Source organism: Brachybacterium fresconis (assembly GCF_017876515.1).
GTDB lineage: Bacteria > Actinomycetota > Actinomycetes > Actinomycetales > Dermabacteraceae > Brachybacterium > Brachybacterium fresconis.
This window is the reverse complement of record NZ_JAGIOC010000001.1, coordinates 3,382,351-3,396,049: the sequence shown is the minus strand read 5'-3', so window position 1 is coordinate 3,396,049 and position 13,699 is coordinate 3,382,351. Positions and strand designations below refer to the sequence as shown.

At 72.3% G+C, this 13,699-nt stretch carries 13 protein-coding genes; 10 read left to right on the top strand and 3 right to left on the bottom strand.

The window, feature by feature from the left end:
- Window positions 1-81 precede the first annotated feature (81 nt).
- Entirely contained in the window at window positions 82-1,218 is a 1,137-nt protein-coding gene (locus JOF44_RS15115; RefSeq protein WP_209893159.1) for a Gfo/Idh/MocA family protein, read from the top strand.
- Between the two features lie 152 nt (window positions 1,219-1,370).
- Window positions 1,371-2,417 (top strand): homocysteine S-methyltransferase family protein, encoded by a 1,047-nt coding sequence (locus JOF44_RS15110; RefSeq protein WP_209893156.1) that lies wholly within the window; start codon window positions 1,371-1,373, stop codon window positions 2,415-2,417.
- A gap of 84 nt (window positions 2,418-2,501) precedes the next feature.
- Here JOF44_RS15110 and JOF44_RS15105 read toward each other — a convergent pair whose 3' ends face one another.
- Window positions 2,502-4,004: a NupC/NupG family nucleoside CNT transporter gene (locus JOF44_RS15105; protein WP_209893153.1), complete on the bottom strand. Its 1,503-nt coding sequence runs from the start codon at window positions 4,002-4,004 to the stop codon at window positions 2,502-2,504.
- A gap of 125 nt (window positions 4,005-4,129) precedes the next feature.
- Here JOF44_RS15105 and JOF44_RS15100 point away from each other — a divergent pair, with 125 nt between their 5' ends.
- Window positions 4,130-4,528: an ArsR/SmtB family transcription factor gene (locus JOF44_RS15100; protein ID WP_209893150.1), complete on the top strand. Its 399-nt coding sequence runs from the start codon at window positions 4,130-4,132 to the stop codon at window positions 4,526-4,528.
- On the opposite strand, the gene JOF44_RS15095 is transcribed toward JOF44_RS15100, so the two are convergent.
- Window positions 4,513-5,235, bottom strand: coding sequence for a sulfite exporter TauE/SafE family protein (locus JOF44_RS15095; protein WP_209893147.1), 723 nt, complete (start codon window positions 5,233-5,235; stop codon window positions 4,513-4,515). The two genes, JOF44_RS15100 and JOF44_RS15095, sit on opposite strands and share 16 nt — an antisense overlap.
- A gap of 168 nt (window positions 5,236-5,403) precedes the next feature.
- On the opposite strand from JOF44_RS15095, the gene JOF44_RS15090 reads away from it, so the two are divergent.
- The 5 genes from JOF44_RS15090 to JOF44_RS15070 all read left to right on the top strand — a co-directional run bounded on the left by JOF44_RS15090 (window position 5,404) and on the right by JOF44_RS15070 (window position 10,341).
- On the top strand, window positions 5,404-6,564 hold the full coding sequence (locus JOF44_RS15090) for a FecCD family ABC transporter permease (RefSeq protein ID WP_342591806.1): 1,161 nt from the start codon (window positions 5,404-5,406) through the stop codon (window positions 6,562-6,564).
- A gap of 58 nt (window positions 6,565-6,622) precedes the next feature.
- On the top strand, window positions 6,623-7,762 hold the full coding sequence (locus JOF44_RS15085; protein ID WP_209893144.1) for an ABC transporter substrate-binding protein: 1,140 nt from the start codon (window positions 6,623-6,625) through the stop codon (window positions 7,760-7,762).
- Window positions 7,759-8,718, top strand: a complete 960-nt coding sequence (locus tag JOF44_RS15080) for an ABC transporter ATP-binding protein (protein WP_342591805.1) — start codon at window positions 7,759-7,761, stop codon at window positions 8,716-8,718. The genes JOF44_RS15085 and JOF44_RS15080 overlap by 4 nt, the downstream gene beginning before the upstream one ends.
- 299 nt (window positions 8,719-9,017) lie before the next feature.
- Window positions 9,018-9,386 carry a PadR family transcriptional regulator gene (locus tag JOF44_RS15075; protein WP_209893141.1) on the top strand — a complete coding sequence of 123 codons (369 nt, stop codon included), beginning with the start codon at window positions 9,018-9,020 and terminating at the stop codon, window positions 9,384-9,386.
- Window position 9,387: 1 nt separating this feature from the next.
- Window positions 9,388-10,341 (top strand): permease prefix domain 1-containing protein, encoded by a 954-nt coding sequence (locus JOF44_RS15070; RefSeq protein WP_209893138.1) that lies wholly within the window; start codon window positions 9,388-9,390, stop codon window positions 10,339-10,341.
- Between the two features lie 201 nt (window positions 10,342-10,542).
- Here JOF44_RS15070 and JOF44_RS15065 read toward each other — a convergent pair whose 3' ends face one another.
- Window positions 10,543-11,466, bottom strand: a complete 924-nt coding sequence (locus JOF44_RS15065) for an MmyB family transcriptional regulator (protein WP_209893136.1) — start codon at window positions 11,464-11,466, stop codon at window positions 10,543-10,545.
- Window positions 11,467-11,602: 136 nt separating this feature from the next.
- Here JOF44_RS15065 and JOF44_RS15060 point away from each other — a divergent pair, with 136 nt between their 5' ends.
- Both JOF44_RS15060 and JOF44_RS15055 read left to right on the top strand, forming a co-directional pair.
- Window positions 11,603-12,625, top strand: coding sequence for a zinc-dependent alcohol dehydrogenase family protein (locus JOF44_RS15060; protein ID WP_209893133.1), 1,023 nt, complete (start codon window positions 11,603-11,605; stop codon window positions 12,623-12,625).
- A 696-nt stretch (window positions 12,626-13,321) separates the two neighbouring features.
- Complete coding sequence (locus JOF44_RS15055) at window positions 13,322-13,573, top strand: 50S ribosomal protein L31 (protein WP_245348967.1); 252 nt, start codon at window positions 13,322-13,324, stop codon at window positions 13,571-13,573.
- Window positions 13,574-13,699: the final 126 nt, after the last annotated feature.

The window sequence follows — 13,699 nt, the reverse complement described above, 5'->3', positions numbered from 1 at the left end:
CGCGGGCGGCCCGACGGTCCGCCCGACCACCGTGCGTCCCGCTCCCGGGACCGCTCCCCCGCACCACGAAGGAGACTCCGTATGACCCCCCAGACCCAGGCCGGCCCCGTCGGCGTCGGCATCATCGGTGCCGGCACCATCTCCGGCCAGTACCTCGAGAACCTCACCTCCTTCCCGGACGTGACCGTGCACATCATCGGCGACCTGCTGCCCGAGGCCGCGGCGCAGCGCGCCGAGGAATTCGGCATCGCGGCCTCCGGCACCACCGAGGACGTGCTGGGCCACCCCGACGTCGAGATCGTCATCAACCTGACGATCCCCACCGCGCACGCCGAGGTCTCCCGCCAGATCGTCGCCGCCGGCAAGCACGTGTGGACCGAGAAGCCGATCACCACCGCCCCGGCCGACGCGACGGCCCTGCTCGAGGCGGCCGACGCCGCGGGCGTGCGCGTGGGCGGCGCCCCCGACACCGTGCTCGGCGCCGGGATCCAGACCGGTCTGCGCACCCTGCGCGACGGCTCGATCGGCACCCCCGCCAGCGCGCTGACCCTGTTCCAGTCCCCCGGCCCCGAGTCCTGGCACCCCAACCCCGCCTTCCTGTTCCAGGAGGGCGCGGGCCCGCTGTACGACATCGCCCCGTACTACACGACCACCCTGGTGCTCGCCCTCGGCCCGGTCGTCTCGGTCAGCGCCGTCGGCTCGCGCGCCCGGACCCAGCGCACCATCGGCTCGGGCCCCAAGGCCGGCGAGGTCTTCGACGTCACCGTGCCCACGCAGGTCTCGGCGCTGCTGAGCTTCGCCTCCGGCCAGAACGCGACGGTGCTGCTGAGCTTCGACTCCCCCCACACCCGCACCGGCTTCGTCGAGGTCTACGGCACCGAGGCCACCCTCGCGTTCCCGGACCCCAACGTCTTCGACGGCGACTCCGCGCTGACCGCCTACCGCGGCGATGCGGCGACCGACGTGCCCGCGACCGGTGCCACCACCGGACGGGGCCTGGGAGTGCTGGAGATGGCCCGCGCGATCCGCGCCGGCGTCCCGCACCGCGCCCAGGGCGAGATCGCCGCGCACGTCCTGGACATCATGGTGGGCATCGAGACCGCCATCGCCGAAGGATCGATCGTCGAGATCGACTCCACCTTCGCCGAGGTCGAGCCGATGCCGGCCGACTTCGACCCCTTCGCCGCGACGCTCGAGAGCGTGGCCGCAGCGCTCTGAGAGAGGGCCGGGCGGCGGGCGCTCCCGCCGCCCGGCCGCCCCCGGTCACGGCCGGACGCCCCCGTTCACGCTCGGTCACAACCGCAGACGCGCGCGAACGCCGCGATTACGCTCACCGACGTCCCTCCCCTGTCGACCGAGAGCAGACGACCATGACCCAGAACGTGCTGACCGACCGCCTCGATGCCGGCCCCGTGATCTGCGCCGAAGGCTTCCTCTTCGAGCTCGAGCGTCGTGGCTACCTCACCGCCGGGGAGTTCGTCCCCGAGGTCGCCCTCGAGTTCCCCGAGGCGCTGCGGAGCCTGCATGTCGACTTCCAGCGCGCCGGCTCCGACATCGTCGAGGCGTTCACCTACAACGGCCACCGCGAGAAGATGCGCGTGATCGGCAAGGAGGAGCTGCTCGAACCGCTGAACCGCTCCGCGCTGCAGATCGCCCGCCAGGTCGCCGACCGGGTGCCGGGCAATCTCATGGCCGGCAACATCTCGAACTCGAACATCTGGGACCCGGAGGATCCGGCCCGTCAGGCCGAGGTGCGGTCCATGTTCGAGGAGATGGTCGGCTGGGCCGTCGAGGAGGGCGCCGACCTCATCATCGGCGAGACCTTCTACTTCGCCGGCGAGGCGCTGACGGCGCTCGAGGTCGCGAAGGCCTCCGGACTGCCGGTGGTGCTGACGCTCGCTCCGATGGCGTTCCAGGAGATGGCCGACGGGGTGGGGATCGTCGAGACCGCCCAGCGTCTCGAGCAGGGCGGGGCCGACGTGGTGGGGCTGAACTGCTTCCGCGGGCCGGGCACGATGCTGCCGTGGCTGCGCCGGATCCGCGAGGCGGTCTCCTGTCACGTCGGCGCACTGCCGATCCCGTACCGGACCACGGCCGAGGAACCCACCTTCTTCAACCTCTCCGACGTCCGTGCCTCCGTCCCCTCTCCGCACGGTCGGACGTTCCCCACCGCGCTGGATCCGCTGCTGACCAACCGCTACGAGATCGGGGCCTTCGCCCGGGAGGCGTTCGAGCTGGGCGTGAACTACCTGGGCGTGTGCTGCGGCGCCGCCCCCATCCACATCCGGGAGGTCGCCGAGGCCGTGGGCCGCACCACCGAGGCGAGCCGCTTCTCCGAGCGCATGGAGAACCACTTCATGTACGGCAGCAATGAGCGCCTGCCCGAGCACATCGTGGACCTGGGCGACCGCGCCTGAGCACACCCGGGAGCGCGCCGACGGACCGGGTGCCCGCCGACCGACAGACCGGGTGCCCACCGACAGAGCCTGACCCGCTCACGCTCAGGAGAGCATGATGCCGGCGATCGTGGCGCTCATGAGATTGGCGAGGGTGCCGCCCAGGATCGCCTTCAGCCCGAGCTGCGCGATCTCGGAACGGCGCTCCGGGGCCAGCCCGCCCAGCCCGCCCAGCAGGATGCCCAGCGAGCTGAGGTTCGCGAAGCCGGTCAGGGCGAAGCTGATGATGGCGGCGGTCTTGGGGCTGAAGGAGTCGATCTGCGGGCCGAAGTCGGCGAAGGCCACGAACTCGTTGACCACGATCTTCTGGCCGACGAAGCTGCCGGAGGCGACAGCCTCGTCCCAAGGGACACCGATCATCGCCATGACCGGGGCGAACACCCAGCCCAGGATCTGCTCGAAGGTCAGGTCCCCGGCGCCGAACCAGCCGCCGACGACACCGATCAGCAGGTTGATCAGCGCGATCAGGGAGATGAAGGCCAGCAGCATGGCGCCCACGTTCAGGGCCAGCTTCAGGCCGTCGGCCGCACCGCCCGCAGCGGCATCGATGACGTTGCTGTAGGAGAGCTCCTCGAGGTCATCCTCCTCGTCGCGGTCGTCGTCCCGGCGGTCCTGCCCTCCCCCGGCTGCCCCGGCACCGCGCTCTGCGGCGTCGGTCCCGCCGGCACCGGGCGAGCCGTCGGCGAGGCCCACGGTGCCGGTGGCCGCGGTGTCGGCCCCGTCGGCGAGGCCCACGGTGCCGGTGGCCGCGGTATCGGCCCCGTCGGCGGCCTGCGTGGACGATCTCTCGGGACTGCCCGTCGCGGCTCCGACCGCGCCGTCGTCGGCCGCCCCCTTCGTCTTCGTACGGCTGCTGCGCGCGACCAGCGCGGCCTCGCGGGCGACGGCCTCGGGATCGTCCTCCGGCAGCAGGATCTTGGCCATCAGCAGCGCGCCGGGGGCGGCCATGAAGCTGGCGGCGATCAGGTACTCCAGCGGGGCGCCGAGCAGCGAGTAGCCCACCAGCACGGAGCCGGCGACGGTCGAGAGACCGCCGACCATGACCGCGAACAGCCCCGACCGCGAGAGCCGCTTGATGTAGGGGCGGATGACCAGCGGCGCCTCCGTCTGGCCCACGAAGATGTTCGCCGCGGTGTTGACCGACTCGGCGTAGCTGGTGCCCAGGAGCTTGCCGAGCCCGCCACCGAGCCACTCGACGATCTTCGGCAGGATCTTCCAGTGGTAGAGCACGGCGGTCAGCGACGCGAAGAAGATGATCACCGGGAGCACCTGGAAGGCGAAGATGCTGCCCTCGTCCGGCAGCAGTGGCCCGAACAGGAAGGCGATGCCTTCGCCGGAGGTGTCGATGACGGCCTGGAACCCGGCCGATACCTTCCCCAGCGCCCACTGGCCGGGCCCCCAGTACAGAACCAGCACCCCCAGCCCGAGCTGGAGCGCGAAGGCACCGATCACGGTGCGCAGCCGGATCGCCCGGCGATTGCTGGACAGGGCGACGGCGATGAGCAGGAGCCCTGCCATCCCTCCGATCCCCCAGAGCAGGTCGACCATCGCACTCACCTCGCAAGACAGATAGGGGACACGGGCGCGGTCGTCGGCGACAGTGTAGGGGCCACAGTCCCGGAACGAGCGCTATCTCCGACCGGGCCCACCCCGACGCCGGGTAGGTTGGCCCCATGGACGCCGCCCATCACGTGCGGGCCGACGACGACGGCCTTCCCGACGAGCAGCTCGTCGGCGAGCTCAGGTCCCTGCTGGCAGCGGCCGACGGCTTCGAGCAGCTGGCCGAGCGGATGATGCTGCTGTCGGACCCGCGACGCCTGCGGATCCTGTTCTGCATCCATGCCCATCCCGGCGTGCGCAGCTCGGACATCGCCCGCGCGATCGGAGCGAGCGACTCGACCACCTCCCACGCGCTGGCGCTGCTGCGCGATGCCGGATGGGTGCGGGCCGAGCGCTCAGGGCGCGAGGTGCGCTACGACCTGACCGACCGCTTCGCCCATGACCTGCTGCACGAGCTCGGCTCGGACCACCTCCCCGGCGTCCATCACCCCGGCCCTCACACCAGCGCCTGACCGATCGTCATCACGGCGCCGCCGGTCGCCAGGATGATCACCAGACGCATCAGGGTGCGTTCCGCGAACCGCCCGGCGAGCCTCTCCCCGACCCCGATCCCGACCAGGATCGCCAGGATCGTCACCACCCAGCCGGCGACGGGCATCGAGGGCAGGGACCCCTTGGCGGCCAGCGAGAGGATGCTGATCAGGGCGAAGTGCGCCTGCGCCGAGGCCGCGAAATGCCGGTGGCTCCACCCGGTGGCCACGGCGTAGACGGCCAGCGCCGGTCCGCCCACCCCGGCGGTGACGTTCATGAACCCGGAGGCGGCGCCGAAGCCGGAGCTGACCGGCAGCGAGTCCCGGACCTCCCCGGACCGGAAGAGCACGGTCACCCCGATCGCGAGCAGGATCAGCACTCCCACCAGGATCGCCAGGGGGTCCGTGGGCAGCACCAGCAGCACGAGGGTGCCGGCGACGATCCCCAGCAGCGAGAACGGGGTGAATCTGGCCAGGCGCCGCCACTGGACGTCCCGGTGGACGAGGGTGAGGTTCAGCAGGGCGGAGACGATGCCGCACAGGTTCGTCACCAGCACCCCCTCGAACGGCCCCAGGGTGAGCACCAGGAAAGGCGTGGCGACCAGGGCGAACCCCATGCCGGTCAGGCGCTGGAATCCCGCTCCCACGCCGATGATCACGGCGAGCAGGACGAGGTCGAGGACAGGCACCGCTGAAGCCTACGGGACCGGCACGCGGTTGCCTGCGGACGCGACGACCTCGAGGCCCCGGGCGCCACGACCTCGAGCCGGCGGGCCCGACGACGTGGAGCAACCACGGCAGCCGGCCTCCCCGCATCCTTGTAGGATCCTTCAAGTATCACCGTCGGAAGGACCCCCGTGTCGACACCGGCCACCAGCGCGCGGACGTCGGGCCCGCAGCCTCCGCCCCCTGCCGGGTCGGCAGGCCGCGGCCCTCTGGACTCCCGTGACCCGCGCAGAGATCGCGACCCCCTCGGCGTCCGGGCCCGCGCCCGACGCTCGACGGTCCTGCTCGTGCTGCTCGCCGTCGCGACAGTGATCAGCCTGGTGGTGTGCGTGGGCATCGGCCCCGTGTCCATTCCGCCGGGTACGACCGCCCAGGTCATCGCCGGCCACCTCGGACTGACCGGCGCCCCGGCAGCCGACCCCACGACCGATGCGATCATCCAGGCCGTGCGCCTGCCGCGGGTGCTGATGGGTGCGGCGGTCGGGGCGTGCCTGGCGATCTGCGGGGCGGCGCTGCAGGCCATGGTGCGCAACATGCTCGCCGACCCGTACATCCTCGGGGTCTCCGGCGGCGCCTCGACCGGCGCGGCCGCGGCGATCCTGTTCGGCGCCGGCGCGGCCCTGGGACAGTACGCCCAGTCCGTTCTGGCCTTCGTCGGCGCTCTGGGGGCTGCCCTGCTGGTGTTCGCCATCGCGCGGGCCGGCGGCCGCGTGAGCTCGCTGCGGCTGCTGCTGTCCGGGGTCGCCGTCGGCTACGCGCTGACGGCCGTGACCAACCTGCTGATCTTCTCCTCGGACTCCGCCGAGGGCTCGCGCTCGGTGATGTTCTGGATGCTGGGGTCGTTGGCCCTGGCCCAGTGGAACGCCTTCCTGCTGATCGCCGGTCTCGCCGCCGGCCTCGGGATCGCCGTGATGACTCTCGGCGCACGCGTCCTGGACGCGCTCAGCGCGGGCGACGAGATCGCCCATGGCCTGGGCATCTCCCCGGACCGTGCCCGCATCGGCTTCCTGGTGGTGGTCTCGCTGTGCACCGCCGCGGCGGTCGCCGGCGCCGGGGCGATCGGCTTCGTGGGCCTGGTGATCCCCCACCTCGCACGCCGCCTGGTCGGCGCCCGCCACCGGGTGCTCATCCCCGCCAGCGCCCTGCTCGGCTCGCTGTTCCTGCTGTGGGCCGACGCCCTCGCCCGCGTGGTGATGGCACCGCGCGAGCTGCCCATCGGGGTGATCACCGCCGCGGTGGGCGCCCCGTTCCTGCTGATCCTCGTGCGCCGGCTGTATGCCCGGCAGTCCTGAGCCGGCTCCGTCCGCCGACCCCACCCGCTCCTCCCCCGCCTCCGTCGGAAGGATCCCGATGCTCCGCCCCTCCCCCCGCCGACCCGGTGACCCCACCGATCGCCCGACCCTCGGGCGCGAGGGGCTCGACCGCCCGAACCCCCTGCGCGAGGAAGCCGCCCACCGCGGCCTCGAGCGCGGGACCGTCAGCCGCCGAGGAGCCCTCGCCGGGCTCGCCGGTCTCGCCGGCCTCACCGCCGCAGGATGCACCGCAGGCTCCGGCGCGGGCCCCGACGCCGGCGACGGGACGGACGGCGACGCGACGAGCGGCTTCCCGCTCGAGCTGGCCAACTGCGAGGCGACGCTGCGTTTCGAGGCCCCGCCGGAGCGGATCGTGCTGCTGGAGTCCGCGCCGGTGACGACGCTGGACGGCATCGGGGTGCTCGACCGGGTCGTCTCCCGCGCCGGAGCCTTCCCGCCCGGCTACTACGACGAGGACCTCACCGCCCGGATCGAGGCGATCCCGGCCCTGAGCGAGGACATCGACGCGGCCGGGCATCTGCAGATCAACCAGGAGGTGGTGATCGCGCAACGGCCCGACATCGTCTTCGGCCTGCCCGACGGGGTCACCCGCGAGGCGATGCGCGGGGCCGACGCGGAGGTCGTCGTCCAGGATGTCTTCTGCGGGTCCAACGGCGAGCGGGCGAGCTTCGAGACCCTGTACGAGGAGATCGGCACCTACGGCCAGATCTTCGACCGCGCCCCGCAGGCCGAGGAGCTCACCACCTCCCTGCAGGAGCGGATCGCGACCGTCTCCGAATCCGCGAAGACCCTGCGCACCACGACCGCAGCGGCGCTGTACCCCTCGCTCGGCGGCGGGCCGCTGTACACCTACGGCACCGGCAGCATGGTGACCGCTCAGCTGGATGCCCTGGGGCTCCAGAACGCCTTCGCCGACTCCGCCGAGCGGGTGTTCGAGATCAGCGCCGAGCCGCTGCTGGCCGCGGACCCGGACGTGCTCATCGTGCTCTACCAGGGCGAGGGAGACGGCAGCGACGTCACCGAGGAGATGATCGCCCAGGACCAGCTCTCCGCCCTGCGCGCCGTCCAGGACCAGCAGGTGCTGCCGCTGCTGTTCAACTTCTCCGAACCTGCCTCCCCGCTGGTCGTGGACGGGCTGGAAAGGATCCACGAGTGGCTGCTCGAGATCGAGACGTGAGCTCCGCCGACCCGGCCGCCCCGGGCCGCCGCACCTCGGGCAGCCCCGCCTCTGGCGGTCGCGCCCCGGGCAGCCCCGCCTCGGGCCGTCCCGCCTCGAGCCGCCCCGCCTCCGGGCGCCCCGCCTCTGGCGGTCCCGCCGCATCCGCCGACCACCCCGCCCCTGCAGCCGCGCCCGTTCTCGCCGCCCACGGACTCCATCATTCCTTCGGGACCACGAGGGTGCTGCGCGGGGTCGACGTCACGGTGGCAGCCGGCGAGGTCGTCGGTCTCGTCGGCCCCAACGGCAGCGGCAAGACCACCGCCCTGCGGATCCTGCACCGCGCCCTCACGCCCGACGCCGGGCAGGTGCGGCTCGAGGGCAGGGATCTGCGCGGGTTCACGAGCCGACAGCGGGCCCGACGGATCGCGGTGATGGCGCAGGAGCTCACCGGCGAGGTTCCGCTGAGCGTCGCCGACGTGGTGCTGCTGGGCCGGGTCCCCCACGCCGGCCCCTTCGGGTCCACGACCGACGCGGACCTGAGCATCGCGACCGACGCTCTGGACAGCGCCGGCGCCCGCCACCTGGCCCGCCGCGAGTTCGGCCGACTCTCCGGGGGCGAGCGGCAGCGGGTGCTGATCGCCCGCGCGCTCGCCCAGCAGCCCCGGGTGCTGCTCATGGACGAGCCGACGAACCACCTCGACATCGGCTCCCAGCACCACGTGCTGCAGATCGTGCGCGAGCGGGGTCTGGCCACCGTGGTCGTGCTGCACGACCTGAACCTCGCCGCCCGCTACTGCGACCGCGTGCTCCTGCTCGACGGCGGGATCGTGCAGGCCGACGGGCCGCCCCGCGAGGCCCTCGCCCCCGAGCTGGTCAGCGCCACCTACGGCGTGGCGACGGAGCGCGCGACGGCCGAGGACGGCACCACCCAGTTCCTGTTCCGCGGACGGCCCGTCAGCCGGCGCGTGAGCTGAGCCGGCCGGCGCGTGAGCTGAGCCGGCCGGCCCGCAGCGCGATCGGCCGGCCCGCAGCGCAGATCGCCCGGCCCTCAGCACAGATCGCCCGGCCCGCAGCGCAGATCGCCCGGCCCGCAGCGCGATCGAGGGTGTCGTTCTGGGCGCCTCCCCGGACGCCGAGGCGCCCGGAACGACACTCTCGATCCACAGCACAGCGCCTGCCCGCGCGCCGGTCGTCGTGCCCCATCGTTCACGTCGTGGGGCGCATCGGGCGGACCCGTAGACAATAGTGTGCCTCACACAGTATAGTGTCGGGCATGAGCGAGCACGTCGACACCCACCTGCAAGAGCTGCGGCGCGGCACCGTCGTGCTCGCCTGCCTGCAGCTGCTGCGCACGCCCGGGTACGGCTATGCCCTGCTCGAACAGCTCGAACAGCGCGGCTTCGCGACGGATGCGAACACGCTCTATCCCCTGCTGCGACGCCTGGAGAAGCAGGGCTTCCTCACCAGCGAGTGGAACACCGAGGACACCCGTCCCCGCAAGTTCTACGCCACCTCGGCCGACGGTCTTCGCCTGGCCGACACCCTCTGCCGGGAGTGGACCTCTCTGTCCGCCGCGATCGCCTCCCTCCCCACCGAACCCCGCCCGTCCGCCGACCACCCCGGCCCCTCCGAGGAGCACTGACATGGCCACCACCCTGACCGAGCGCTACATCAGCGCCACCATCGCCTCGCTGCCTCCCGAGACCCAGGACGACGTGCGCGCCGAGCTCGAGACCTCGATCGCCGACGCCGTCGAGGCCCGCGAGGACCAGGGCGAGGACCCCGTCGCGGCCGAGCGTGCCGCGCTGACAGAACTGGGCGACCCCGCCGCGCTGGCCGCCGGATACGCCGACCGCCCGCTGCACCTGCTCGGACCCCGCTACTACCTCGCGTGGTGGCGGCTGCTGAAGCTGCTGCTGGCGATCGTCCCGGCCTGCGTCGCCGTCGCGGTGGCCCTGGCCCAGGTCCTCGCCGGCGCCGACGTCGGCGAGATCATCGGGCAGACCATCGCCGTGACCATCACCGCCACGGTCCACCTGTTCTTCTGGACGACTCTCGTGTTCGTGGTCCTGGAGCGCACCGGGGCCGACACCGGCCATCGATGGGACGTCGATCAGCTGGCCGAGGCGCGCCCGACGGGCACCGGTCGCGCCGACCTGATCGCCTCGGTGATCTTCGGCGGGCTCGGGATCGGCGCACTGCTGTGGGACCGCTTCCGCAGCTTCGTGTGGATCGACGGGGAATCGATCTCGATCCTGCACCCCGAGCTGTGGCCCTGGGCCCTGCTGGGACTGTTCGTGCTGATCGCCGCCGAGGTGGGGCTCGCCGCGATGCTCTATGTGCGCGGCCGCTGGACCGTGCCGTTCGCGGTCCTCAACACCGCCCTGGCCGTGCTGTTCCTGAGCTGGGCACTCACCCTGCTGGGCAACGGAATGCTCCTGAATCCGGAGTTCCTGGACGTCGTGCTCCGGGACAACGGGGTCACGCCGGAGACGATGCGGATCGTGGGGACCCTCCTGGTGTTCTCGATCGTGGGGAGCTCGCTCTGGGACATCATCGACGGGTGGGTCAAGGCCCGGCGCGACGCGAAGCGCTGATGCTCCAGAGCGCGCCACCCGCGCCTGCACCTGCACCCGCACCCGCACCCGCATCGGCACCCGCGCCCGCATCGGCACCCGCGCCCGCACCCGCACCCGCACCCGCACCCGCACCGAGCGTTGCGTTTGCGGCGGTTCGGACCCTCCATTCCGCCGACTTCGCAACGGTGGCGAGGCCGGACGGGCCGGCGCCACCGCGACTCAGGAGCGCTCCGCCTCCCGCTCTGCTGCCGCATCCTGATCCTGCTCCACCAGCTCGGCCCGTCGAGTCGCAGCCCAGCTGGCGAGCAGCCGCATCCGCTGCTGGGACTGCGAGCCCGGCTCCGCGGTGTACACGATCAGGGCGCGCCCCGGCTCCGCCGTCAGCGCCAGCTCCTCGTAGGCGACGTCGAGCTCGCCGACCACGGGATGGCGGAACCGCTTGGTACCGGAGCCGTGGGTGTGCACGTCATGGGCGCCCCAGAGCCGGCGGAAGGTGTCGCTGCAGGTGGACAGCTCCCCGACCAGGTCCTGGAGGGTGGCGTCGTGCGGGTCCTTGCCCGCCTCGACCCGCATGCTTCCCACACACATCTGCGCGAACCGCTCCCAGTCCGGGTAGAAGTCCGTCGAGGCCGGGTCGAGGAACTGGAAGCGGGCGAGGTTCGGCGTCCGTCCGCCGGTGCCATCCCCGATCAGCGGGGAGTAGAACGCCCGGCCCAGCTCATTGGTCGCGAGCAGGTTCTGGTACTGGTCCCGCACGAAGGCGACGCCGTCCGTCAGCGAATCCAGCGTCCACTGCAGGGCGGGCCGCACCGGGGCGGGCGCGGCCGCACTGCGACGACGGGGCCGACCCGAGGTGGGGATCCCGTCGGCCGCCCGCGCGAGGTCCAGCAGGTGGATGCGCTCGGTCTCGTCCAGCTGCAGGGCCGCCGCGAGCGCATCCAGCACCGAGGCCGAGGCACCGGCGATCGCGCCCCGTTCGAGCTTCGCGTAGTACTCGACGCTGACCCCGGCGAGCATCGCGACCTCGCCGCGGCGCAGACCGGGCACGCGGCGGCCGCCGCCGTCCGGCAGCCCTGCGTCCAGCGGGGTCACCTTCGCCCGGCGCGACATGAGGAACTGACGCACCTCTGCTCTGTTGTCCATGGGCTCACGATAGGGCCGCTCGCGACCGGCCGCGGAAGCCGAGACGTTCCCTGCTGGTACACGTCTCGCCAGAGACTTCCGAGCACTCGCGTCGAGACGTGCAATAGTTCCATCACCCGATCGAAGGAGCATCATCATGCGCGCTGTCATCATGCACGGCCCGGGCGACGTCCGCGTCGAGGAGCGCGAGGACCCGCAGATCATCGACCCGACCGATGCGGTCATCACGATCGCGGCCACCTGCGTCTGCGGCTCCGACCTGTGGCCCTACCGCGGCTATGACCAGCCCGACCACCAGCACATGGGCCATGAGTACGTGGGCGTGGTCGAGGAGATCGGTGCCGCGGTCGAGACCCTGAAGGTCGGCGACTTCGTGGTCGGCTCCTTCGTCATCTCCTGCGGTGTCTGCGAGATCTGCCGCGAGGGCCACCCCTCCCGCTGCGTCCACGCGATCATGGTCGACGGCGAGATCGGCACCCAGGCCGAGAAGGCCCGCATCCCCTACGCCGACGGCACCCTCGTCGCCACCCCCGGCCGGCCCTCCGAGGACCTCATCCCCTCGCTGCTGGCCGCCTCCGATGTGCTCGGCACCGGCTGGTTCGCGGCCGACGCCGCCCAGGCGGGACCGGGCAGGATCGTCGCCGTGGTCGGCGACGGCGCCGTAGGACTGATGGGCGTGCTGGCCGCCAAGCAGATGGGGGCCGAGCGCATCATCGCCATGAGCCGCCATGCGGATCGGCAGGCGCTGGCCCGCGAGTACGGCGCCACCGACATCGTCACCGAGCGCGGTGACGAGGGCGTGGCCCGCATCAAGGAGCTGACGAACGGGCTCGGCGCGCACAGCGTGATCGAGGCCGTCGGCACGCAGGAGTCGATGATGCAGGCCATCCGCTCCACCCGGCCCGGCGGGTCCGTCGGCTTCGTGGGCGTCTCCCACGACGTCCAGCTGCCCGGCGGCGAGCTGTTCTTCTCCGCCGTCCACCTCCACGGCGGCCCGGCCCCGGTGCGCCGCTACCTGCCCGAGCTGATCCAGCTGATCTGGGACCGGAAGATTGACCCCGGGAAGGTCTTCGACCTCACCCTGCCGCTGGCCGAGGCCGCCGAGGCCTACCGGGCAATGGACGAGCGCCGCGCCACCAAGGTGCTGCTGACGCTCTGAGCAGCCCGGCCCGGGTCTCTGAGCAGCCTGGCCCGGGTCTCTGAGCAGCCTGGCCCGGACAGAGCGCCCCTGAGGAGATCGGCCCCACCCCGACAGAACGCGATTGTGCGCTGTGCTTCCAGACACGGAAGCACAGCGCACAATCGCGTCACGCCACCGCACCAAGCACCGCTACACCCCATCAGGCCACCGCACCAGGCACCACCCCACCCCGTCAGGCACCGCACCAGGCACCACCCCACCCCGTCAGGCACCGCACCAGGCACCACCCCACCCCGTCAGGCACCGCACCCGGCACCACCACGCTGAGGACGAGTCCGTCGAGGTCGGGAATAAACCCGTGACCCGGGCCGTTGATCTCTGGTAGCGTCTGACGCTGTCATCGGTGGCGGGAATCCGCACCGCGGACGGACCGAGCACCCGCCTCCCGGCGGGCCGCGAGTCCTCCGTGCGGATCATCCACTCATCCGCCCCATGACAGCTCGGCCCGGCGTGCCGCCACGGTGGCAGCGCGATACGGACCTGAGACGCACGGCCTGCGCCCCGCGCCGCGTGACCGCCGACAGGCGGAACACCGCGGCCCTCCCACTCGGGACGCACCGGCCGCCTCCCGCTGGGAACCCCCAGCACCCGAACATCCGCCCCGACCTCGCGTCGGGCACAGACACCGTCGGCCCCGGCCGACGAAGGAGAACGATGAAGACCATGACGCACGCCAAGAAGACCACACATCCTGAGACCCGCACGGTCGTCTTCCGCGACCAGAGCGCGGACCTGCGGTACCTGACCCGCTCCACCCGCACCTCGGAGCACACCACGACCTGGAAGGACGGGAACATCTACCCCGTCATCGACGTGGACCTCTCCTCCGCCGCCCACCTGTCGCGAGCACGAGGCGGCGAGGGCTCCGCGCGGCGCCGCAAGGCGGCCCCCGCCGGCCGTCGCTGAGCGAAACCACCCCACCCACGGGCTCCGCGATCTCGCGGGCCCGGAGTGATGCACGACGAGGCCGACCCCTCCGGATCACCGGGCGGGTCGGCCTTCTGCTGTCCGAGCCCACCCCTCCCAAAGCGC